General features: G+C 73.4%; 24 protein-coding genes. 17 read left to right on the forward strand and 7 right to left on the reverse strand.

From position 1 onward, the window contains the following. Positions 1-58: 58 nt before the first annotated feature. On the forward strand, positions 59-736 hold the full coding sequence (locus DB32_RS06795; protein WP_053231600.1) for a hypothetical protein: 678 nt from the start codon (positions 59-61) through the stop codon (positions 734-736). Next, positions 733-1,944: an FAD-dependent monooxygenase gene (locus tag DB32_RS06800; protein ID WP_053231601.1), complete on the forward strand. Its 1,212-nt coding sequence runs from the start codon at positions 733-735 to the stop codon at positions 1,942-1,944. Before DB32_RS06795 ends, DB32_RS06800 begins: the two co-directional genes overlap by 4 nt. Here the strand turns inward: DB32_RS06800 and DB32_RS06805 are convergent. The 7 genes from DB32_RS06805 to DB32_RS06835 form a co-directional block, all read right to left on the reverse strand. Beyond that, a complete protein-coding gene (locus DB32_RS06805) occupies positions 1,922-3,184 on the reverse strand; it encodes an RNA polymerase sigma factor (protein ID WP_075097467.1) in 1,263 nt (420 codons plus the stop codon). The two genes, DB32_RS06800 and DB32_RS06805, sit on opposite strands and share 23 nt — an antisense overlap. Beyond that, a complete protein-coding gene (locus DB32_RS06810; RefSeq protein WP_053231603.1) occupies positions 3,181-3,540 on the reverse strand; it encodes a YciI family protein in 360 nt (119 codons plus the stop codon). The genes DB32_RS06805 and DB32_RS06810 overlap by 4 nt, the downstream gene beginning before the upstream one ends. Continuing rightward, positions 3,537-4,145 (reverse strand): dihydrofolate reductase family protein, encoded by a 609-nt coding sequence (locus DB32_RS06815; RefSeq protein ID WP_053231604.1) that lies wholly within the window; start codon positions 4,143-4,145, stop codon positions 3,537-3,539. Before DB32_RS06815 ends, DB32_RS06810 begins: the two co-directional genes overlap by 4 nt. A gap of 115 nt (positions 4,146-4,260) precedes the next feature. Then, on the reverse strand, positions 4,261-4,803 hold the full coding sequence (locus DB32_RS06820; RefSeq protein ID WP_053231605.1) for a DUF2894 domain-containing protein: 543 nt from the start codon (positions 4,801-4,803) through the stop codon (positions 4,261-4,263). Further along, positions 4,800-5,468 (reverse strand): OmpA family protein, encoded by a 669-nt coding sequence (locus DB32_RS06825; RefSeq protein WP_075097468.1) that lies wholly within the window; start codon positions 5,466-5,468, stop codon positions 4,800-4,802. The genes DB32_RS06820 and DB32_RS06825 overlap by 4 nt, the downstream gene beginning before the upstream one ends. Then, positions 5,455-7,734: a hypothetical protein gene (locus tag DB32_RS06830; RefSeq protein ID WP_053231606.1), complete on the reverse strand. Its 2,280-nt coding sequence runs from the start codon at positions 7,732-7,734 to the stop codon at positions 5,455-5,457. Before DB32_RS06830 ends, DB32_RS06825 begins: the two co-directional genes overlap by 14 nt. Beyond that, on the reverse strand, positions 7,731-8,705 hold the full coding sequence (locus DB32_RS06835; protein ID WP_157068792.1) for a DUF3348 family protein: 975 nt from the start codon (positions 8,703-8,705) through the stop codon (positions 7,731-7,733). The genes DB32_RS06830 and DB32_RS06835 overlap by 4 nt, the downstream gene beginning before the upstream one ends. Positions 8,706-8,743: 38 nt before the next feature. Here DB32_RS06835 and DB32_RS49900 point away from each other — a divergent pair, with 38 nt between their 5' ends. The 15 genes from DB32_RS49900 to DB32_RS06905 all read left to right on the forward strand — a co-directional run bounded on the left by DB32_RS49900 (position 8,744) and on the right by DB32_RS06905 (position 22,192). Further along, the gene (locus DB32_RS49900; RefSeq protein WP_275935460.1) at positions 8,744-8,875 is read left to right on the forward strand and encodes a hypothetical protein; all 132 of its coding nucleotides are present in this window, start codon (positions 8,744-8,746) and stop codon (positions 8,873-8,875) included. Positions 8,876-8,884: 9 nt separating this feature from the next. Next, on the forward strand, positions 8,885-9,769 hold the full coding sequence (pqqB, locus tag DB32_RS06840; protein WP_053231608.1) for a pyrroloquinoline quinone biosynthesis protein PqqB: 885 nt from the start codon (positions 8,885-8,887) through the stop codon (positions 9,767-9,769). After that, complete coding sequence (gene pqqC / locus DB32_RS06845) at positions 9,766-10,452, forward strand: pyrroloquinoline-quinone synthase PqqC (protein WP_240481170.1); 687 nt, start codon at positions 9,766-9,768, stop codon at positions 10,450-10,452. Before pqqB ends, pqqC begins: the two co-directional genes overlap by 4 nt. Before the next feature lies 1 nt (position 10,453). Next, positions 10,454-10,723 carry a pyrroloquinoline quinone biosynthesis peptide chaperone PqqD gene (gene pqqD, locus DB32_RS06850; RefSeq protein ID WP_053231610.1) on the forward strand — a complete coding sequence of 90 codons (270 nt, stop codon included), beginning with the start codon at positions 10,454-10,456 and terminating at the stop codon, positions 10,721-10,723. Next, complete coding sequence (gene pqqE, locus DB32_RS06855; RefSeq protein ID WP_053231611.1) at positions 10,720-11,802, forward strand: pyrroloquinoline quinone biosynthesis protein PqqE; 1,083 nt, start codon at positions 10,720-10,722, stop codon at positions 11,800-11,802. Before pqqD ends, pqqE begins: the two co-directional genes overlap by 4 nt. A gap of 44 nt (positions 11,803-11,846) precedes the next feature. Beyond that, on the forward strand, positions 11,847-12,761 hold the full coding sequence (locus tag DB32_RS06860) for an NUDIX domain-containing protein (RefSeq protein WP_053231612.1): 915 nt from the start codon (positions 11,847-11,849) through the stop codon (positions 12,759-12,761). A 5-nt stretch (positions 12,762-12,766) separates the two neighbouring features. Continuing rightward, complete coding sequence (locus DB32_RS06865; RefSeq protein ID WP_053238714.1) at positions 12,767-14,149, forward strand: nicotinate phosphoribosyltransferase; 1,383 nt, start codon at positions 12,767-12,769, stop codon at positions 14,147-14,149. Between the two features lie 190 nt (positions 14,150-14,339). Continuing rightward, positions 14,340-15,317 (forward strand): hypothetical protein, encoded by a 978-nt coding sequence (locus DB32_RS06870; protein WP_157068793.1) that lies wholly within the window; start codon positions 14,340-14,342, stop codon positions 15,315-15,317. Next, on the forward strand, positions 15,317-17,251 hold the full coding sequence (locus DB32_RS06875; RefSeq protein ID WP_053231614.1) for a beta-ketoacyl-[acyl-carrier-protein] synthase family protein: 1,935 nt from the start codon (positions 15,317-15,319) through the stop codon (positions 17,249-17,251). The genes DB32_RS06870 and DB32_RS06875 overlap by 1 nt, the downstream gene beginning before the upstream one ends. After that, on the forward strand, positions 17,248-17,574 hold the full coding sequence (locus DB32_RS06880) for an acyl carrier protein (protein WP_053231615.1): 327 nt from the start codon (positions 17,248-17,250) through the stop codon (positions 17,572-17,574). Before DB32_RS06875 ends, DB32_RS06880 begins: the two co-directional genes overlap by 4 nt. Continuing rightward, positions 17,571-18,626 (forward strand): aminomethyltransferase family protein, encoded by a 1,056-nt coding sequence (locus tag DB32_RS06885; RefSeq protein WP_053231616.1) that lies wholly within the window; start codon positions 17,571-17,573, stop codon positions 18,624-18,626. Before DB32_RS06880 ends, DB32_RS06885 begins: the two co-directional genes overlap by 4 nt. After that, positions 18,623-19,360: an SDR family NAD(P)-dependent oxidoreductase gene (locus DB32_RS06890; protein WP_053231617.1), complete on the forward strand. Its 738-nt coding sequence runs from the start codon at positions 18,623-18,625 to the stop codon at positions 19,358-19,360. Before DB32_RS06885 ends, DB32_RS06890 begins: the two co-directional genes overlap by 4 nt. Further along, positions 19,357-19,938: a 3-hydroxyacyl-ACP dehydratase FabZ family protein gene (locus DB32_RS06895; protein WP_053231618.1), complete on the forward strand. Its 582-nt coding sequence runs from the start codon at positions 19,357-19,359 to the stop codon at positions 19,936-19,938. The genes DB32_RS06890 and DB32_RS06895 overlap by 4 nt, the downstream gene beginning before the upstream one ends. After that, positions 19,935-21,326, forward strand: coding sequence for a hypothetical protein (locus tag DB32_RS06900; protein ID WP_053231619.1), 1,392 nt, complete (start codon positions 19,935-19,937; stop codon positions 21,324-21,326). The genes DB32_RS06895 and DB32_RS06900 overlap by 4 nt, the downstream gene beginning before the upstream one ends. After that, the gene (locus DB32_RS06905) at positions 21,323-22,192 is read left to right on the forward strand and encodes an ACP S-malonyltransferase (protein ID WP_053231620.1); all 870 of its coding nucleotides are present in this window, start codon (positions 21,323-21,325) and stop codon (positions 22,190-22,192) included. The genes DB32_RS06900 and DB32_RS06905 overlap by 4 nt, the downstream gene beginning before the upstream one ends. Positions 22,193-22,205 lie beyond the last annotated feature (13 nt).

Raw genomic sequence — 22,205 nt, forward strand, 5'->3', positions numbered from 1 at the left:
TTGGGTGCGCACCAACGCTACCGCGACGCTCGCCCGCCGCCAACCCGAGGAGATCGCCATGAACGAGCCCGGCAGCGACCCGTACCGCACCCCCGCGCGTCCTCCGAGCGAGCGCGCCCACGCGCTCTCGAGTCCCTACGACGGCCAGACGCACATGCGCCTCGTGATCGCGTCCGGGCTCTGCCGCGCCCACGTGCGCGTCGATCCGAGCGCCGACGCGCTGATCACGATCGATCCCGGCGTCGGCCCCGCGCCGCGGCTCCGCGTGCACGGCGGCGAGGCGCGTGTGTCGTGGCCGATGTCGCCCGCGGACTGGCTGCACGCGCTCGTCACCGGCGCGCGCGACGAGCTCGCGATCGTGCTGCACCCCGCGGTCGCCTGGTCGATCGCGGTGCGCGGCGGCGTGTCGTCGCTCACCGGCGACCTCTCGCGCGCGACGCTCGGCGGCGTCGAGGTCGGCGGGGGCTGCAGCGACGTGGAGCTCGAGCTGCCGAAGCCCGAGGGCGTCGTGCCGATCCGCATCTCGGGCGGCGCGAGCCGGCTGCGCGTGCGGCGCCCCGCCGACGTCGGCGTGTCGGTCTCGGTGCACGGCGGCGTGTCGTCGCTGCGGCTCGACGATCGTCGCTTCGAGGCGATCGGCGGTGCGGCGCGGCTCGAGTCCGCGGCGCCCGTGCGCGGCGCCGACGCGTACGAGATCGAGGTCAGCGGCGGCGCGTCCGACGTGGAGATCGCATGAAGCGCGCGATCGTCATCGGTGCGGGCATCGCGGGGCCGTGCGTCGCGCTCGCCCTCGCGCGCGCCGGGATCTCGGCGACGATCTACGAGACGTACGACGCGAGCGCGTCGCTCGCCGCCGGCGCGTGGCTCACGGTCGCGGTGAACGGCCTCGACGCGATGCGCACCATCGGCGTGCACGAGCGCGTGAAGGCCGCGGGCTTTCCCTCGCGCACGATCGAGCTGTGCAGCGGCACCGGTCGCGTCCTCGGCGCGGTGCCGATCGGCGGCTCGCTCGCGGACGGGACCGTCACCCACACGCTCAAGCGCGCGGACCTGTATCGCGTCGTGTCGGAGGAGGCGCGCCGCCGCGGGATCGAGATCGTGCACGGCAAGCGCTTCACGGGCGCGACGATCACACGCGGCGGGCGCGTCGTCGCGTCGTTCGACGACGGCGACGGCGTCGAGGGAGACGTGCTGATCGGCGCGGACGGAGTGCGCTCGCGGGTGCGCGAGGTGATCGACCCCGGCGCGCCGCGGCCGCGCTACACGGGGCTGTTGAACGTCGGTGGGGTCACGCGTTGCGCGTCGGTCGATCTCGCGCCGGGCACGTACCGGATGATCTTCGGGCACCGCTGCTTCTTCGGGATCACGGTGAGCACGTCGGGCGAGATCTGGTGGTTCGCGAACCCGGCGCGCCGCGAGGAGCCCACGCGCGACGAGCTCGCGAGCGACGACTGGCGGGCGCAGCTGATCGAGCTCGCATCGGCCGATCGCAGCCCGCTCGCGGAGGTGATCGCGGCGACCGACGGCGCGCTCGTCGCGACGTGCCAGTACGACGTGCCGCGCGTGCCGACGTGGTCGCGCGGGCCGATCGTCGTGATCGGCGACGCCGCGCACGCTGCGTCTCCGTCGTCGGGTCAAGGTGCGTCGATGGCGGCGGAGGACGCGGTGGAGCTCGCGCGGTGCCTGCGCGACGTGGACGACGTGGGCGCGGCGCTCGCGGCGTACGAGTCGATGCGGCGCGCGCGCGTGGAGCGCGTCGTCGCGCACGGCGCGCGCATGGGCAGCACGAAGACGCTCGGCCCGGTCGGGCGCTGGGCGCGTGATCTCGTGATGCCGTGGGTGCTGCGCATGCAGAGCGAGGAGGCGAACGAGCGCTCGCTCGCGTGGCTGTTCCAGCACCGGATCGACTGGGACGCGCGCGTCACGAGCGCGGCGGTGGCGTGATCGCGTCGAGCCGCCGCTCGAGGAAACGCCGCTCGGCGTCGCTGCGCGCCAGGGCGATCGCCGCACGCAGGTGCGCACGCGCGCCATCGAGGTCGCCGCGGCGTCGCTCGAGCTCTCCGAGCGCGGCGGGAAGGAACGGATAACGCGCGAGCCGCGCGCGATCGGGGATCGCTTCGATCGCGCGGATGCCGTGCTCCGGACCGTCGCGCTGCGCGATCGCGATCGCGCGGTTGAGCGCGATCACGGGGGAGGGCGCGAGCTGCATCGCACGATCGTAGAGCGTCACGATCGTGCGCCAGTCCGTCTCGTCGACGCTGCGCGCGCTCGCGTGCAGCGCGGCGATCGCGGACTCGAGGTGGTACGTCGTGATCGCGTCGCCGGTCGCCGAGCGCTCGAGCAGCGCGAGCCCCTCGGCGACGAGCCGTGCGTCCCAGCGAGCGCGATCCTGATCGGCGAGCGCGATCGGGACGCCGGTCTCGTCGACGCGCGCCGGCAGTCGCGCTGCGTGCAGGCACATGAGCGCGCCGAGCGCGAACGTCGCGGGCTTCGCGGTGCGCGGGTGCTCGGCGAGCAGCGCCGCGAGCCGGATCGCTTCGGCGCACAGCTCGACGCGCACCGGTGTCTCCGATGCGCCGTGGTAGCCCTCGTTGAAGAGCACGTAGAGCGCGCGCTGCACCGTGGGCAGGCGCGCCTCGAGCTCGGCATCGTCGAGATCGAAGAGCGAGCGCGCGCTCGCGAGCACCTTCTTGCCGCGCGCGATGCGCTTCTCGATCGCGGCGTGTCCGGTGAGCAGCGCGCTCGCGATCTCGCTCGCGCCGAAGCCGCAGAGCAGGTTCAGGATCAGCGCGATGCGCGCCTCCTCGGGCAGGCGCGCGTGGCAGCACGAGAACATCATGCGGAGCTGCTCGTCGCGAATCGTGCGCGCGGCGAACGCGTCGTCGACGAGCGGCGCGAGCGCGTGCTTGTCGTCGAGGAAGCGCGCGAGCTCGGGCGCGAAGGTGCGCGCCGTGCGCTCGCGGCGCATCACGTCGAGCGCGCGGTGCTTCGCAGTCGCGGTGAGCCACGCGGACGGATTCTCGGGCACACCGCGCGTACGCCACACCTCGAGCGCGCGGCAGAACGCGTCCTGCGCGACGTCCTCGGCGAGCGCGAGGTTGTGCACGCCGAAGATGCGCGTCAGCGCGGCGACCAGCCGCGCCGACTCGCGCCGGAAGAGGTGTGCCTCGAGCTCCACGCTCACGAGATCAGGTTCGGGATCACCGGGCGGATCTCGACCGAGCCTCCCCCGGCGAGCATCGGGCAGCCCTTCGAGAGCTCGACCGCCTGCGCGAGGTCGCGTGCCTCGATCACGATGAAGCCCGCGACGAGATCCTTCACCTCGACGTAGGGCCCGTCGGTGACGACCGCGTCCTTGCCGCGGACGACGCGCCCGCTTCGCTCGAGCGGCAGACCGCCGCTCTTCAGGTGACCGCCTGCTTCGAGCTCGCGCGTCCACGCGAGCCACTTCTGCATGCTCTGCTGCGCGCGCTCGGGCGTGCCCATCGCGTCGCGCTGCGCGTCGTCGCTCGCTCGGAAGAAGAAGACGAACTCGCTCATCGCGGATCTCCTCGGCGCGTGTAGCGCAGCATCACGTTGCCCGATCGGTACGCCTTCGCCTCTTGCAGTGCGAGCTCGGACGAGAGCGACCCACCGTCGAGCCAGGGTCGACCGCGCCCGAGCAGCAGCGGGCACACGACGAGCTGGTACTCGTCGATCAGCCCGTGCGCGGTGAGCGCCGACACGATCGAGCCGCTCCCGAACACGATCACGTCCTTGCCCGGGCTGCGCTTGAGCGCTTCGATCTCGCGCGGCTCGAACGCGCGCACGAGCTTCGAATTGCGCCACGTCGGTGTCGCGAGAGTCCGCGAGAACACCCACTTCGTCGCTTCGTCGATCATGCGGCCCATCGCGCGCATCTCGTCGGAGCGACGCCCCGGCGCGTGAGGATCTTCGTCGGTGGGTGCCGCGCCCTCGGCCGGGCGCCACGCCACCTCGAACATCTCGAACGTGCGGCGGCCGAGCAGGATCGTGTCGAACCGCGGGATGGTGGACGCCGCGTCGCGGTCGAGCTCGGGATCGGGCACCGCCCAGTCCAGGCTCCCGTCGGGGCGCGCGAAGAATCCGTCGCTGCTCACTCGCTCGAACATCACGATGCGTCGCATGGCGCTCCTGGCCCGGCGTGGCGCGCGAGGACGTCCCTCGCTCGCCCGCCGGTCGAGACATCGACGTTCGAGCCGGCGCGCGCCGGACACTTTTTTCGCGACGGTCGGTCGGTGCTCAGGGGTCGCGACGCGAGCGCCTCGCCGCGGCCTTGGGGCGCTGCGTGCGGCGCTCGGCCGGGAGATCGGCGAGGCACGCGAGATCTTCGAGCCACGCGATGTAGCTGCCGACGTACCCCGGCGCGATCGCGACGAGCTCGTCGAGCGCGCGCGCCGCGACCGCGGCGCCGTTGTACGGGCCGGCCGCCTCGGGAACCTGCTCGGCCGCACGCGCGGTCGCCGCGCTGGCGCGGATCTCGGACACGATCGCGCTCGAGCGCTCCTCGGCGCACACGCGCTTCGGCCGCGCGTGCGCGCGTGCGGCGAGCGCGTCGCGCCACGCGCTCTCGTCCGGCGCGCTCGCGGGCCGCGGGACGCTCGACGGCGGGCGCTCACGATAGGCGTCGAGCAGCGCCTCGGCGCGTGCGAGCAGCCGCGCGCGGCCGCTCGCCGGCAGCGACTCGGCGCGCTCGATCAGAGTCCGGACGAGCGCGAGCCCTTCGACGTCTCCGGTCTGCTCGCTCTCGGCGAGACGCAGCCGCGCCGCGAGCTCGTCGCTCACCAAGCGCCTCCGACCATGCGCGGCACGGGCGCGATCTCGACGCGCCGATTGCGCGCGCGGTTCTCGTCGGTGTCGTTGGGCGCGACGGGATGCGTCTCGCCGAACCCGGCGCCGAACACGCGATCGCGCGACACGCCCGCGGCGATCAGCGCGCGCACCACGGTGAGCGCGCGCTCCGCCGAGAGCTGCCAGTTGTCGCCGTCGGCCGCACGGCGCGGCAGATCGTCGGTGAAGCCGCTCACCATGATCATCGCGTCGTGCGCGTCGAGGTACGCCGCGAGCGGCGCCGCGACGTCGGTCAGCACCGAGCGCCCTTCGGCCTTCAGCTCCGACGAGTTGAGATCGAACAGCACGCTGCCGCGGATCCCGATGCGACCGCCCTCGAGGCTGATTCTCCCGGCCGCGAGCGGCCCCGCGAGCGCGCGCTCGAGCGCGGCGAGCCGCTCGCGCTCGGCCTCGGCGCGGGCGCGATCCGCTTCCGCTCGCGCACGCTCCTCCGCGGCGCGCGCGCGCTCCTCGCGGAGCTCTTCGGCGGTGCCGACCTCGAGCACGACCGCCCACGTGAAGAAGAGGGCGAACATGCCGAAGAGGCACGCCATCATGTCGCCGAACGCCGGCCACACCGGCGCGCGCTCGCCGTCTTCTTCCTCGTCACGCGCGAACACGCGTGGTCTCCGCCGCGCCCTGGGCGCGTCCACGCAGCGCGCGCAGCTCCGCGAAGAGCTCGCGCTGCACCTCGAGGGAGTGCTCGAACACCTCGCGCGTCTGGTCGAGGTAGTCGGTGAGCAGATCGATCGCGGCCTTCTTGCCCGCGTGATCGACGGCGTCGTCGAGCCCGGCGAGCGCGCTCAGGCACGCGGCGCTCGCCTCGCGATAACGATCGACTGCGCTCGTGAACACCTCCGCGACGGCGCCCATCTCGACGCCGCTCGCGCGCAGCAGCCCCGCCGTGTCGTCGACGAGCGAGCGCGTCGCCGCGAGCCCCTGCGCGAGGCCCTCCGCGTGCTGCTCGAGGAGCGCGACGAGGCGCGCCGCCGACGCGTCGTGCGCCGCGAGCCAGCGCGCCTCGAGCGCGGTCTGGCGCTCCGCCTGATCGTCGAGCACGCGATCCGCGCGCTGCGCGACCTGCTCGGCCGCCGCCGCGAGCCCGGAGAGAACCGCCTCGGTGCGCGCGGCCTGGGCGCGCTCGGCGGCCTCGTGCGCGGCGATCCAGCGCGCTTCGAGCTCGCCCTGACGCTCCGCGTGCGCGGCGAGCACCTCGCCGGCTCGCGCGGAGACCTGCTCGGCCGTTCGCGCGAGCCCGGAGAGGACCGCCTCGGCGCGCGCGGCCTGGGCCCGCTCCGCAGCGTCCCGCGTCGTGATCTCGTCGCGCGTCGCGCTCACCACGCGCTCCGCCGCTGCGCCCGCCTCTTCCGCGCGTCGCGCCGCCTCCGCGAGCATCGTGCTCGTCGTCTCGGTCAACGCGGCCGCGTGCTCGCGCAGCACCGCATCGAGCGCCACCGCACGATCGGCGGACTCGCGTGCTGCGTCGCGCTGCATCGCGCTCATGCGCTCGAGGTGCGTCGCGAGCGCCGCGTCCACCGCTTCGACGTGGCGCTCGAGGCGCGTGAGCGCGTGCGCCTCGGCGCGCGCGAGCGCCGACGTCCGCGCCTCGATCGCCTCTTCTCGCGCTCGCTCGCGCGCCAGGCTCCGCTCCACGTGCGCCTCGAGCGCCGCGCTCGTGCCCTCGAGCGTGCGATCGAGCCGCGCGCGCGTGGTCTCGAGCTCTCCTGCGAGCGCCTCGATCATCGCGCCGACGGTCGTCGTCGTCGCGGCGAGGCGCGCCTCGAGATCGTCGCTCGTCCGCTGGGTGCGTGCGCCGAGCTGCGCGGCGAGCGCCTCGATGCTCGCGCCGAGGCGCGCGTCGAGCGACACCAGGCTCTCGCCGAGCGCGCCGCGCAGCTCACCGAGCACCCGCGCTCCTTCGCGCGCCACGCGATCGGCGCTCTGCCCCGCGGCCTCCGACCACGCGTCGGCGAGCGCGGCGTCGCGCGCACGACGGGCCTCGGCCTCGCGCTCCACGATGCGCGTCCAGTCGTCGAGGCGCTCGCGCGTGACGTCCGACGCGCGCGTCACCGCGCGCTCGAGCGCGGGCGTGAGCGAGCGCTCCACCGCGCGCGCCACGTCGGCCACCCCGCTCGCCACGTCGCTGCGCAGCGCCGCCGCCGTCTTCTCGATCGCCGCGCTCGCGCGCGCCGCGGCCGCCGCCGACTCCGCGTTCTGTCGCACCAGCGCCTCGAGCACCGCGATCTGGCGCTCCGCGATCGTCAGCGGTCCCAGCGCGTCGTCGGCGTAGACGTGCACCGCGCTCGCGAGCGACGTCTCGACGCGTCGCGCGAGCACCGACGCGAGGCCGAGCATCGCCGACGCGCACAGGCCCGCCGCCGACGTGCCGAACGCGCGGCTCAGGCCGAGCATCGGCGTCGCCAGCGCGTCGCGCAGCGCGTCGATGTCGCTGCTCGCGCCGAGCGCCTCGCGCGCACCGCGCAGTGCGTCGACCAGGCCGAGGAAGGTCCCGAGCAGACCGACCATCACCAGCAGCCCGACGAGGTACGACGCGAACCCCGCGCTCGGGATCGTCGCGCGCACGCCGCCGAGACGTGCGCGCAGCACGGTGCGCAGCGACGCGCTCGTCGCGTCGATCGCCTCGAGCGTCGCGGGCCGCGGCAGCTTCGCGAGCTCGCCCTCGACGCGCTCGACGCGCGCCACGCGCCCGAGCAGCTCGACGATGCCGAGCGCGAGCCCCGCCGCGATCAGCAGCGCGAGCCCGAACGCCACGCGATCGACGTCCAGATAGAACGCCGCGGTGCGCGCCGCGATCAGCACGCCGATCGCGCCGGCGCCGACGATGCCGAGGCGCGTGCCCCGGTGACCACCCCGCTTCGCGCTCATGCGAGCCGCTCACCCAACGTGTTGCGCACCAGCATGTCCAGGCGCGCGCGCTCGTGCAGGAACGACGCGACGACGAACGCCTCGCAGCGCGCGACGTGCTCGCCGACCGGCCCGCTCGGGCTCGCCCACGTCGCGAGCGGCACCTCGTCGCACGGCTTCGGCAGCGCGAGCACCGCGACCTCGAGGTCTGCCGCGAACGCATCGCGCATCGCGACGATCGCACGGGAGAAGAGCGCGTCGGATCGCGCCGAGGTCGCCTGCCCGAGCGCCGCGTCGATCTGCTCGAGACGCGCGGCGTTCGGCGCGCTCGCGGCGATCGTCGGTGCGATCTCGCGACGCACTTCGGCGACGAGCTGCCGCACCGCCGTGATCCTGCGCAGCATCTGGGTCTCGAGCGGCGCGAAGAGATCGTGCGCCGCGCTCGCGATCGCCTTGCGCTGCCGCGTCGCGGGCACGCCGGCGCGCTCCAGGGCGTGCGCGATCCGATCCGGCGCCGCGAACGACGCGCCGGTCCGCGGATCGGAGAGAGGCCGTCGCACGTCGCGCTCTGCGCTCGCGAGCCGCTGCCGTGCGATCGCGATCGCCTCGCTCGCGCCCCAGCTCGCGCTCGCCGCGGATGGTGTCGTCTCGAGCGCCTGCGCCAGCTGCACTGCGCCCTCGAAGTCGAGCAGCTCGGGGAGCAGCTCCGCGCCGTGCCGCGAGCGCGCGGGTGACGAGCGACCCTGCGACGACGAAGAGCCCTGCGACGACGCGCGAAGCGCGGCAGTCGCGCTCGCCAGCGGACGGCGGGGGGACACGGGGCGGTGGAACAGCGGGCCCAAGCGCCGCTGCTTAGCGGACATCGCCACCCGCGCGCAACGTGGACGCCCCCGGATCGTCGCGGTCCAGCGCGCATTCCGGGCCTCCCACGCGCGATCGCAGATGCGGCAGCGAGCCCCAGCCCACGACGGGGCGATCGCCCCAGCGCACATTCTTGTCGCCGCGGAGCAGGCTTCTATCTGAGCGTCGGATGGAGCCGATCGATGCCGACCTCGCACCGGAGCCCGACGAGGACGACGACGAGTGGGCGCCGCCGACGTTCGTCGAGATCAAGATGGACGCCGAGATCGGCGCCTATCAGAGCGACGACGCGACGAGCTGAGGGGCGCGCTTGTTCGTCCGAGTCCTCGGCGCGGCCGCGGGAGGTGGCTTCCCGCAATGGAACTGCGGCTGCGCGCAGTGTGCCGGCGTGCGCGCCGGGACGATCCGGGCGACCCCGCGAACGCAGGAGTCCGTCGCGGTGAGCGCCGACGGCGAGCGCTGGATCCTGCTCAACGCGTCGCCCGACGTGCGCGCCCAGATCGAGGCGTTCGCGCCGCTCCATCCACGTCCACCGCGGCGCACACCGATCGCCGCGGTCGTGCTCACCAACGCCGATCTCGATCACTGTCTCGGACTGCTCGGCATGCGCGAGGGGACGCGCCTGTCGGTGCTGTCCACCGACACCACCCGTCGCGCGTTCGTCGAGGACAACGTGCTGTGCGGCGCGCTCGATCGAATCGAGTGGGTGACGCTCGCGCCGGGCTCGACGCGAGAGATCGCGGAGCTCTCCATCGAGGCGTTCCGCGTCCCCGGGAAGCCGCCCCGCTATCGCGAAGCCGACGCGCATCCCTCCGACGACGACAACGTCGGTCTCCTCGTCCGCGACCGCCGCGGGCGAACGCTCGCCCATGCGCCGTCGGTGCGCGCCTGGACTGGCGCGCTCTCTGCCGCGCTCGGGAGCGCCGACTGCGCGCTCGTGGACGGCACGTTCTGGTCGGACGACGAGCTGATCCGGCTCGGGCTCTCGACGCGCGGAGCGCGCCAGATGGGCCATCAGCCGATCGGAGGCGAGGACGGAATCCTCCGAGCCGCGCGAGGAATCGGCACGCCGCGCAAGATCTTCATCCACATCAACAACACGAATCCGATCCTCGTCGAGGACTCGGCCGAGCGCGCCGAGGTGTCCGCCGCCGGCTGGGAGGTCGCATGGGACGGAATGGATATCGCGCTGTGACCTCCTCCGATGCATTCGTCGCGCGGCTGCGCGAGGTGGGCGAGAGTCGATATCACCATCGCCATCCGTTCCACGTCGCGATGCACGAGGGGACGCTCGGCCCGGCCCAGCTGCGTCATTGGGTGGCGAATCGATTCTATTATCAGACGCGCATTCCGCTGAAGGACGCGCTGATCCTCGCGAAATCGGAGAGCGCCGAATTCCGACGAACGTGGCTGCGCCGCATTCGCGAGCAGGACGGAGACGGAGCGAGCGACGGTGGCCTCGAGCTCTGGTTGCGGCTCGCCGAGGCCGTCGGGCTCGATCGCGGCGAGGTGATCGCGCATCGGCGCGTCGTGCCCGGCGTGCGCTTCGCGTGCGACGACTACGTCTCGTCGGTCGCGCGGTGGAGCCTGCTCGAAGCGGTCGCATCGTCGCTCACCGAGTGCTTCGCGCCGGACCTCATGCGCGCGCGAGCGGCCGCGTGGGAGAGGCACTATCCGTGGATCGGCCCGGGCGGGACCGCGTACTTCCGTGCGCGCATCGGAGCGGCTCGGCGCGACGCCGACGAGGCCCTCTCCTTCGTCGCTGCGCGCGCGATCACACCCGAGCTCCAGGAGCAGTGCGTCGCGGCGCTCGAGCGAAAGACCGACATCCTCTGGCACGTCGTCGAGAGCATCGCGACCACGTGCGAGGAGACCTGACGTGCGCGACGCGCGCCCGCGGCTCGCGCGCAAGGCGCGGCTGCGTCGCGATCCGATCACCGACGAGCCCTTGCTCGTCGCGCCGGAGCGCGGGCTCGCGCTGAACGCGACGGCCGCGCGGATCGTCGCGCTGTGCGACGGCGACCGCACCTTCGCGTCGATCGTCGGCGAGCTCGCGCGCGGGCACGATCGCGAGCGCGTCGCGCGAGACGTCGAGCGCTTCCTCCACGAGCTCGCGGAGCGCGGTCTCGTGTCGTGGGACGGTCGATGACCGAGCGCGATCCCCACCGGCCGTACACGCTGATCGCGGAGCTCACGTACCGCTGCCCGCTGCGATGCGGTCACTGCTCGAACCCGCTCGACTGGGCGCAACACCGCGATGCGCTCGACACCTCGGCGTGGTCGCGCGTGCTCGCCGAGGCGGCGGAGCTCGGCGTCGTGCAGGTGCACCTCACGGGCGGCGAGCCACTGCTGCGACGCGATCTCGAGCCGCTGATCGCCGCAGCGAGGCGCGCCGATCTCTACACGCACCTCGTCACGTCCGGCGTCCCGCTCGCGCGCGAGCGTCTGCGCGCGCTGCGCGACGCGGGTCTCGACGCGATGCAGCTCTCGCTGCACGACGCCGACGACGTGAACGCCGACAGCATCGCGGGCGTCCCGGTCGCCGCGCACAAGCGCGAGGTCGCGAGCTGGGCGCAGAGCCTCGAGATCCCGCTCACGATCAACGTCGTGCTGCGCGGCGACAACATCGACGGAGTGGACGCGATCATCGCGCTCGCCGAGACGCTCGGCGCCGATCGCCTCGAGCTCGCGAGCACGCAGTACCTCGGGTGGGCGCTCGCGAATCGATCCGCGCTGCTGCCCACCCACGCGCAGATCGAACGAGCGCGGTCGGTCGCCTCCGCCGCGCGCGCGCGGCTCCGCGGACGGATGGAGATCGTGCTCGTCCTGCCCGACTATCACGCGGGCGCGCCGCGAGCGTGCATGGAGGGATGGGCGCGCCGGTTCGTCGTCGTGAGCCCGGATGGGCGGGTGCTGCCGTGTCATGCCGCGGGCTCGATTCCCACGCTCGAATTCGAGCGTGTCGGCGGCGTGCGATCGCTGGCGGAGATCTGGCGCAGCTCCCCCGCGCTCGCCGCGTTCCGCGGCGATGCTTGGATGTCCGAGCCGTGCCGCAGCTGCGAGCGCCGCGCGATCGATCACGGTGGATGCCGCTGTCAGGCCCACCATCTCGCGGGAGACGCCGGCGCGACGGATCCCGCGTGCGATCGCTCCCCGATGCACCACGTCGTGGTGAGCGCATTCCACGACTCGGCGCCCTCACTGGTTCAGCTCCGCGCGCGCCGCTGACGCGAAGTCTAGACTTCGATGCGATGTGCATCTAAGTTTCGCGCATGGGACGCGAGACGCTCGGCGTGGTGGTCGCGAGGTTCCAGTCGCCGGAGCTCCACGACGGCCATCGTCACCTCCTCGACGTCGTCGAGTCGCGCCATCCGCGGCTGCTCGTCGTGCTCGGCACGGCACGCACGTACGTGCCCACCTCGAAGAACCCGCTCGACTTCGCGACCCGGCGAGAGATGGTGCGCGGTCGGTACCCGCTCGCGCTCGTCGCCGAGCTGCCCGACTGCCGCGGCGACGCGATGTGGTCGCGCGCGCTCGACGCCATCGTCGCCGAGCACGCGCCGGCGGGCGACGCGGTGCTCTACGGCTCGCGAGACAGCTTCTTGCGCTCCTATTCGGGCGAGCACCGGTGCGAGGAGATCGATCCCATCGAGGATCACACCGCGACCGCATTGCGCCTCGAGGCGGTCACGCGTCCCGCGACGACCGACGACTTCCGCCGAGGCGTGATCTACGCCGCGACGACGCGCCCACCGGTCGTCTACCAGACCGTCGACGTCGCGATCACCGACGACCGCCGGCGCCGCGTCCTCTTCGCGAAGAAGCGCGAGGACGCGGGCGCGCTGCGGTTCCTCGGCGGCTTCGTGCTGCCCGGAGACGACTCGCTCGAGGCCGCCGCGCGGCGCGAGGCGATCGCCGAGTCGGGCGGACTGGAGATCGGCGACGCGACGTATCTCGGCTCGACGCGAGTCGACGACTGGCGCTATCGCGGCGGCGCCGACCGCATCACGACGGCGCTCTTCGTGGCGCCCTATCTGCTCGGGCGCGCGACGGGCGCCGACGACGTCGACGAGAACGAGTGGGTGTCGGAGCTCGACGTGACGAGCGGCGCGATCGCGGCGCGTCTCGTCCCCGAGCACCGGCGCCTCGGCGAGATGCTCGCAGCGCATCTGCGAGCGCGGAGGTGATCACGATGGAGGGCTCGAATCTCCTGCTGGGCACCGACAGCTACAAGGTGACGCACTGGCGGCAGTATCCGCCGGGGACGACGCGCGTGAGCTCGTTCCTCGAGAGCCGCGGCGGCGTGTATCCGTCGGTCGTGTTCTTCGGCCTGCAGTACCTCCTCGATCGTCACTTCGCCGGTGTCGTGGTGACCGAGGATCGGATCGCGGAAGCGCGAGAGATCTTCGCGGCGCACTTCGGCGATCCGACGTTGTTCCACGAGGCGGGCTGGAGACACGTCCTCGACGCGCACGGCGGGCGATTGCCCGTCGAGATCCGCGCCGTCCCCGAAGGCACGGTGGTGCCGGTGTCGAACGTGCTGATGACGATCGAGAATACCGATCCACGCGTGCCGTGGCTCACGAATTACCTCGAGTCGTTGCTCTTGCAGGTCTGGTATCCGTGCACCGTCGCGACGCAGAGCCGCGAGATGCGCCGGACGATCACCGCCCATCTCGAGAAGACCGGGACTCCCTCGCTCGTCGGCTTCGAGCTGCACGACTTCGGTCTCCGCGGGAGCACGTCGCACGAGTCCGCCGCGATCGGCGGCGCCGCGCACCTGGTGAGCTTCGAGGGCACCGATACGATTCCCGCGCTCCTGCTCGCGCGTCGTCACTACGGCGAGCCGATGGCCGGATTCTCGATCCCGGCGGCCGAGCACAGCACGATCACGAGCTGGGGCCGTGATCGCGAGTCGAGCGCATATCGAAACATGTTGGAGTCGTACCCGCGCGGCCTGGTCGCGGTCGTCTCCGACAGCTACGACGTCTACCGCGCATGCGAGCAGCTCTGGGGACGGGAGCTGCGCGAGCTCGTGCTCTCGCGCGACGGCACGCTGGTGGTGCGCCCCGATAGCGGTCATCCGCCCGAGGTGGTCTGTCGCGTGCTCGAGATCCTCGGCCGCGCATTCGGCACCGCGATCAACGCGAAAGGATATCGAGTGCTCGATCCGCACGTCCGCGTGATCCAGGGCGACGGAATCGACCCGGTGATGATCGCCGAGATCCTCGCCGCGATGTCGGAGCGCGGTTGGTCCGCGGACAACGTCGCATTCGGATCGGGCGGCGCGCTCCTGCAGAAGGTCCATCGCGACACGCAGAACCTCGCGATCAAGTGCTCGGCCGTCGAGATCGACGGTGCGTGGCGCCCGGTCATGAAGGACCCGGTGACCGACCCCGGCAAGCGCTCGAAGTCGGGGCGCCTCGCGTTGGTGCGCGAAGCGGGCGCGTTCCGCACGGTCGCACGCGGCGACTCGGGGCATCCCGGCGACCTGCTCGAGCCGGTGTTCCGCGACGGCGAGATCCTGCGGCGACAGACGCTCTCGGACATCCGTCGTCGCGCGCTGGAAGGGTGACTGTCGTCGTGCTCGTCGCTCGCGAAGGACCGCGTCGCCGATCGCGCTGACACAGCGTGCGCCACGCGGCGTTGCCGCCGAGCAACTCGCTGCACACGAGTGTTGCGCACGCTGCACGTTCCTCCGCGCGCGTTCGCGGAGATTGGTGCTCCGCGCGAGCGGCCCGGCGCTTGCGATGGCCGTCGCCGACATGGAACGACGAGGCTTTCTCACCACGGTCGCGCTCGGCGCGACGGGGATCGGCACCGGTGCGGTCTGGCTCCCGGGCTGCGGCGGCGCACCGACGCGGCCCACCGATCTCGCGACGGCGCACGCGGAGACCCTCGCGGAGCGGCTCGATCGCGGCGTCGCGAGCGTGCGCAACGCGCCGTTCGCGCGTCTGCTCGGCCCTCAGCCATGGTCGCTCCGGCCCGACGCGCACGCGCGCATGATCCGGCTCGGGCTGGAGGCGTTGGTGGTCGCCGACGTCGCGCGCTCGATCCCTGCGGGCTCGCACCTCCCCGAGCCGCTCGCGCAGCGGCTCGACCAGGCGCTGCCGGTGCTCGACCAGTGCGTGGTCGGCTATCACGCGCTGCTCGAGCGCACACCGGCCGCGGTGCGGCGGAACCTCGATCGCCGGTTCCGCGACGAGCCCGATCTCGCGATGCACGTCACCGAGGTGCTCGACGAGCGCGCCCGCGCGATCGACATCTCGAGCGAGAGCCGGCTGCGCCTGCGCGGCGTCGCACGGAACGTCGGCGCGCGTGTGAGGAGGCAGTCGACGAGCGCGCTGATCGACGACTGCGTCGGGAAGATCGAGAACGTCGTGGGCCAGGGCGGCGCCGACGTGCGCCTCGCGCGCTCGCTCGAGACGCACGCGCTGATCGACGCGATCTGGCAGCAGGTCGACGCAGCCCCGCGCAGCGGCGGCGCATCCCCGCTGGGCGGGTATGAGCCCGTCGAGCAGCCGCCCGAAGCGCCGGAGCTGACCGTGTCGAGCGCGGGCGATCCGGAGCTCGCTGTGGGCGGCGTGATGGCGGGCGCGGGGCTCGCGGTGTTCGGCATCGGCGGCATCGTGAGCCTCGCGATGCAGAGCGCGTTTCCGATGGTCGTCGTCGCGACGCCGGCAGGCGTCGCGGTGATCATCGGGCTCATCCTCCTCACCGTCGGCGCCGTGCAGAACGCGTGATGCGCGACGCCGTGGTGATCACCGGGATGGGCGCGATCTCCGCGCTCGGAACGGGCGTGAGCGCGATCGTCGACGCGATGCGCGAGGGCCGCGACGGCCTCTCGGAGATGGAGCGCTTCGACGTGCGCGCGCTCCATCCGATCCGACTCGCGGGCTGGCTGCGCGAGCCGTGGTCGCGGGGCGAGCGCGCGAGCCTCGACGCGTGGTCGCGCATCGCCGCGCGTGAAGCGTGGCTCGATGCGCGCGCATCCGAGGCCGGCGTGAGCGCGTCGCGCATCGCCGTCGTCGTGGGCACCACGCTCGGCGACGATGCCGCGATCACCGGCGTCGCAGATGCGGTCGCGCTCGAGGTGGGCGCGCGGGGCCCGCGATGGACGATCTCCACCGCCTGCGCATCGAGCGCGAACGCACTGGGGCTCGCGCGCGATCTGATCCTCGCGGGTGATGCGGACCTCGTGATCGCAGGCGGCGCGGAGATCCTGGTGCCCGAGATCTTCGCGGGTTTCGCGGCGCTGGGCGTGCTCGGCGAAGGCAAGTGCGCGCCGTTCGGCGAGGACGTCGGGACCACGCTCGGCGAAGGCGCGGGGTTCGTCGTGCTCGAGCGCGCGGGTGCGCGCGAGGTGCGTCATCACGGGGTGCTGCTCGGGTACGGCCTCTCGAGCGACGCGTGGCACGAGACGTCTCCCGACCCGCGCGGCGAAGGGCTCGCGCGCGCGACGCGTGCGTGCCTGCGCGACGCGGGCCTCGAGCCGGACGACGTCGAGTACGTGAACGCGCACGCGACGGGCACCGCGGCGAACGACGACGCGGAGTGGCGCGGCATCCAGCGCGCGCTCGGAGGACGCGCCGCGACGATCCCGGTGAGCGCGAGCAAGGGGTATCTCGGTCACGCGCAGGGCGCGGCCGGTGTGCTCGAGACGATCACGACGCTCGCGTGCATGCGCGCGGGCCTGGTGCCTCCGAGCGCGCGCGTCGGGCGTGGCCGTCCACGCGGCCCGAGCGACACGGTGAGCGAGACGGGCGCGGCGCGCGCGGGCGCGATTGCGATCGCGCTCTCGAACAGCGCGGCGTTCGGAGGTGCGAACGCGGTCGTCGCGATCTCGAGCGAGGCACGCGCGTCGCGGCCGCGGGGATCACGACGGGTGTCGGTCGCGGGCGTCGGCGCGTTCGTCGTCGAGGCGGGCGCGGCGCGCGACGACGACGCGCTCGTGCGAGCGTGCGGTGACGTCGATCTGCGCGGCGCCGATCCTTCGTGTCGCCTCGCGATCGCGGCGAGCCAACGCGCGCTCGCGGACGCGCGGGTGCGCGCGAACGCGTCGTCGCGCGACCGGATCGGTATGTTCGCGGGCGTGAGCGCACCTTCGCGCGCGAGCGTCGCCGAGCTGCGCAGGAGCCTCGAGCGCGGGCTCGATCGCGCGAGCGCGCCCGCGTTCGCGCGCTCCGTCTGCCATGCGCCGATCGGCGCGGCGTCTCGTGCGCTCGGGGCGCGCGGCGCGGCGACGACGGTCGCCGGGGACGGCGTCGCGGGAATGCTCGCGATCGCCTACGCCGCGCGCTGGCTGCGCGATCGCGACGACGCGGATCGACTGGTCGCGGGCGGCATCGACGAGCGTGCACCGGACGGCTCGTACGACGCGGAAGGCGCGTGTCTCGTGGTGCTCGCGGCGGAGACGGGCGGGGTCGAGATCGCAGGCGTCGCGACCGCCGGGGACGTCGACGCGGCCATCGCGAGCGCGCTCGCGGAGGCGGGCCTCGATCGCGCGTCGGTGCCCGAGCTCGCGGCGCGCGGCGTCGACGGCGCCCCGTCGCTCGGCACGGCGCTCGCGTTCGTCGATGCGGTGTCGAGGGTGCGCGAAGGCGCGCACGCGGTGATCGCGACTGCGTCCGGCGCGCAAGGCGCCGTCGCGATCGTGCTGGTGAGGGGACACGTATGAGTGCTGACGAGACGTCTCTGGAGCCCGCGCTCGCGGCGCACCTCGCGCGGCGCGAGGAAGCGCTGGCGCGCGTGCGGCGTGTGCTGATCGAAGCGCTGAAGGTCGCGCTTCCGCCCGAGCGCATCGAGCTCGACGCGCCGCTCTTCGGAACGGGGCTCGGACTCGACTCGATCGACGCCGTCGAGCTCGTCGTCGCGATCGAGACCGAGCTCGGCCTCACGCTGGCCGAGGGCGCCGCGGGCCCGCACGCGTTCCGTACCGTGCACTCGCTCGTCGAGCTCGTGCTCGATCCGCCGCGCCCGCGCGGCCCGGAGGCGACGTGATCCTGCCGCCCGAGATCGTCGCGATCCGCGCTGCGTGCGGGCTCGTCAGGGCGAGCTCGACGCGCGTGGTGCGCCTGCGCGGTGACGGCGCGCGCGACACCGCGCTCTGGACGCTGCCGTCGCGGTTGCATCTACGCGACGCGCAGGCACGGCAGTCGCTGTTGCTCGACGAGCACGGCCGCCCGATCGCCGACGTCGTCGTGTGCGCCGACGACGAGGAGTACCTCCTCCTGATCGACGGCCCGTGCGATGCCGTCGCGCACCTCCGCGCCCACGCGCGAGGCGACGTCGACGTGGTCGACGTCAGCACCGATCACGACGTGCTCGAGGTGCACGGGCCGTGGGCGTGGGAGCTCGTCGCCGAGGTGCTCGGCGAAGACCTGCTCGCGCTCCCGTACCTCAACTTCTTCCGCGTCGACGAAGGGCTCTGCGTACGCGCCGGACGCACCGGCGAGTACGGCTATCACGTCATCGTCGCGAAGGGCGCGGCGGACGCGCTGTGGGCGCGCCTGCTCGCGCGCGGCGCGGACTTCGACGCCGCGGTGGTGTCGCAGGAGACGCTCGCGCTCTGCGCGTTCGAGAGCTGGTTCTTCGACGCGGCGCACGTGCCCGAGGGCGCGACCCCGATCGAGCTGCAGCTGCAGTGGCGGCTCGCGACCGATCGTGACTTCCTCGGTCGCGACGCGATCGAGCGTCACCGCGCGACGAGCTCGCGTGCACAGGTGTGCATCGTGTCACCGCGTCCGCTCGAGGTCGGCGATCGCGTCACGCTCGGCGCGCGCGAGCTCGGGACGATCACGCGCGCCGCGTTCTCGTCCGTGCGCGACGAGTGGGTCGCCGCCGCGATGATCCCGCGCGAGCTCGCGCACGGCGGGATCGATCGCTTCGAGGTCGGCGGCGTGCGCGTGCGGACGGTCGCGCCTCCGTTGATCGACAACCGCAGCCTGTACGTCGATCCACGGCGTCACGCGTACCGGGCGCGCGACGAGATCTCGTTCGGCCCGCTGACACGCCCAGCGCGTGCAGCGATGCGCACCGCGGAGGCGCGATGAAGCGCCTCGAGGACCGTGTCGTGATCGTCACCGGTGGATCGCGCGGGCTCGGCCGTGCCATCGCGATCGAGGCGGCGGCCGAGGGCGCGCGCGTCGTCGTCGCGTACCGCCGTCGCGAGCGCGAGGCGCGAGAGGTCGTCGACGCGATCGGTCCCTCCTCGTGTGCGATCGCGGTCGACGTGCGCGACGTGGCGAGCGTCGATCGGCTCTTCGCGCAGGTGCTCGAGACGCACGGGCGCGTCGACGGGCTCGTCACCTCGGCGGGCATCGTCTCGGACGGCTGGCTCGCCACGCTCCCGATCGAGCAGTGGGACGACGTCGTCACGACGAACCTGCGCGGCACGATGGCGACGGTGCGCGCCGCGCTCCGCCCGATGATCGCGCGGAAATCCGGCGCGATCGTCGCGCTCTCGTCGATCGCCGCGAGCCGCGCGAGCCCCGGACAAGCGAGCTATGCCGCCACGAAGGGCGCGATCGAGTCGATGGCCCGCACGCTCGCCGCGGAGGTCGCGCGACACGGCGTGCGCGTGAACGCGCTCGCACCGGGCCTGATCGACGCGGGCATGGTCAAGGCGACGCCGCTCGATCGCGTCACGGCGGCGATGACTCGCATCCCTCTCGGTCGTCTCGGCCGCGCGCGAGAGATCGCGCGTGCCGCGGTCTTCCTGCTCAGCGACGACGCGAGCTACGTCACCGGCCACACGCTCGTCGTCGACGGAGGGCTCTCGGCATGATCGAGCTCGAGCCGCTGAAGCTCGGCGCCGACGTCGTGCAGATGCTCCTGCCGCACCGCCGCCCGTTCCTCTTCGTCGACGCGACGATCGCGATCACGCTGCGCCCGCGCCCTGCGTTGCGCGCGGTGAAGCTCGTGTCCGCGAACGAGCCGGTGTTCGAGGGACATTTCCCCGGCGTCTCGTTGTGGCCCGGCGTCTACACGATCGAAGGCCTCGGGCAGACCATCAACCTGCTCGACGTGATCGACTTCGCGGCGCGCGAGCTCGATGCGGGCGGCACCTCGCCGGCCGCGCTCCTCGACGCGCTCCGTGCGATCGACGCCCGCGCGCGCCTGGGCGGGCGGCCGCCGAGCGCGATCGAGACGCAGCTCCTCGATGGCCTCGGAGCACCTCGCGCGCGGATCGGCTTCGCGGGCGCGATCGACGTGAAGCTGATCGAGCCGGTGTTCGCGGGCTCGATGATCGAGTACCGCGTCACGCGCACCCACGAGCTCGCGAACGCGCGCCGCTATGACGTCGAGGCGCGCGTCGCGGATCGACCGGTCGCGCGCGGCACCATGACGAGCGCGACTCCGTGAGGGCCGGTCTGGCGATCGTCGCGCTCGCGCTCGCAGCGTGCGGAGGCCCGTCGATCGTGTGGCACGGCACGAGCCGCGACCTCGCGCACGAAGCGCACGTCGTGCGCGACGGCTCGGGCGCGCGCGTGATCGTCGACGGCGCCGAGCGCGGCGCGTGGAGCGAGGTCGCGTACGACGCGCTGCGCTGGACGTCGCGCGGCGTGGTCGTGCCGGTGCGCGACGGCGAGCGCTGGCGCGTGCTCGGTCCTGACGGCGCGGGCGACGTGTTCGACGCGATCGCGGATCTGCGGGTCGCGGGCGACCACGTCGTGTACCAGGGCGCGCGCGGAAGCGTGTGGCAGCTCGTCGTCGACGGCGCGGCGGTCGCGAGCTCGAGCGCGCCCATCCGCGACATCGTCGTCGACGAACGTGGCGCGTTCGCCGCGATCGTGCGCGCCGGTGCTCACGAGCGCGTCGTGCGGGACGGCAGCGCGAGCGCCGAGCTCCCGCTCGGCGTGCGCGACGTGACGCTCGGCGCGAAGGGCCGTGTGCTCGCGTACGTCGTGACCACGTCGGATCGACGCGAGCAGCTCGCGGTCGATCACACGCTGTCCGAGCCGTTCGACGAGATCCTCGAGCTCGCGATCGCCGCCGACGCACCGCACTGGGCCGCGCTCGTCGCGGAGGGGGATCACACCGTGCTGCTGCTCGACGGCCGGCGCGTCACGCAGGCCCCGCTGCTCACGCACCTCCGCATCGGCGACGATGGTGCCCACGTCGCGTGTCTCTCGCCCGCGCCCGACGGCGGATCGATCGACGTGCTCCTCGACGGCACCGCGATCGCGCACCACCGGCGCGTCGACGGCGAGCGCCTCGCGTTCGTGCCCGGCACCGGCACGCTCGTGTTCCTCGCCGAGGATTCGCAAGGCATCCGCGTCGTGCTCGGCGATCGCGCGAGCGAGCGCTACGAGTCGATCGACGGGCCGGTGCTCGCGCCGGGACGCGCCGGCTGGATCGGTCGTCGCGGAGGTCGTCACGAGATCACGATCGACGGCGTGATCGTCGGGGACGCCGAGTGGGCGGGCTCGCTGCGGCTCGGACGGAGAGGGCACGAGCACGCATACGTCGTGCGCGAGCGCGGGCGGCGCTTCGTCGTGACGCGCCGCGGTCGTTGGCCGGTGCCGCGGCTGTTCGTCGACACGTTGGTGCTCGACGACGCGGGCCGACACTGGACGGCGCTCGTGCCCGACGCGGCGGCGCGTCGGCTCGAGGTGTGGATCGACGGCGTGCCGCGCGCGGAGCTCGATCGTCGCGCGCTCGAGGCGGCCGCGAGCGGTGGCGCATCGAGCCCCGCGGACGCGGTCCGAGCCGTCGTGGCCGCGGTGCTGGACGCGCGAGGCGCGCGGTGACGATCGCGCTGCTGTTCCCGGGGCAGGGCTCGGAAGAGCCGGAGATGGGGCTCGCGCTCGCGTCGGCGGATGCGCGCGCGGCACGGCTGCTCGCGCTCGCGTCGGACGCGTGCGCCGTCGACGTGCGACGTGCGATCGAGCGCGGCGGGCGCGCGATGACGCGCACCGAGGTGATCCAGCCCGCGATCGTCGCGGTCTCGCTGGCGGTGGCGCGTGCGCTCGAGGATCGCGGTCTCGTGATCGACTGCGTGCTCGGCCACTCGCTGGGCGAGCTGACCGCTGCGTGCTTCGCGCTCGACGTGCCCGACGAGGACGCGATCGCGATCGCGGCATCACGCGGTCGCGCGATGGCCGAAGCAGCAGCGACGAGCCCCGGAGGGATGCTCGCGTGCGCGACGACGCCGAGCACGCCGGGTCTCGTGCTCGCTGCGCACAACGCGCCGGACGAGCACGTGCTCTCCGGACGGCACGACGCGCTCGTCGCGGCAGAGCGAGCCCTCGCGCCCCACGCGCGAAGGCTCGCGGTCGCGGGTGCGTGGCACTCGCGCGCGATGGAGCCCGCGACGGCGCCGCTCCGCGCGGCGCTCGGAGCGATGAACGGGCGCGCGCCACGCACGACGCTGATCTCGGCGCTCGACGCGCGAGAGGTCGTCGACGGAGCGCGCGCCGCGGACGTGCTCGTACGCGGGATCGTGTCGCCGGTGCGCTGGGTCGACGCGCTGCGAGCGGCGCGTCATCGAGGCGTGAGCGAGATGATCGTGGTCGCGCCCGCGCGCGTCGTGCGAAGCCTCGCGCGCCGCACGCTCGGGCCGTCGTTCCCGGTGCGCGCCGTCGCGACGCCAGAGGACATCGAGAGCGCGAAATAGTCCTTGACCGGGA

Origin of the sequence: Sandaracinus amylolyticus (assembly GCF_000737325.1) — a bacterium.
Classification (GTDB): Bacteria; Myxococcota_A; Polyangia; order Polyangiales; family Sandaracinaceae; genus Sandaracinus; species Sandaracinus amylolyticus.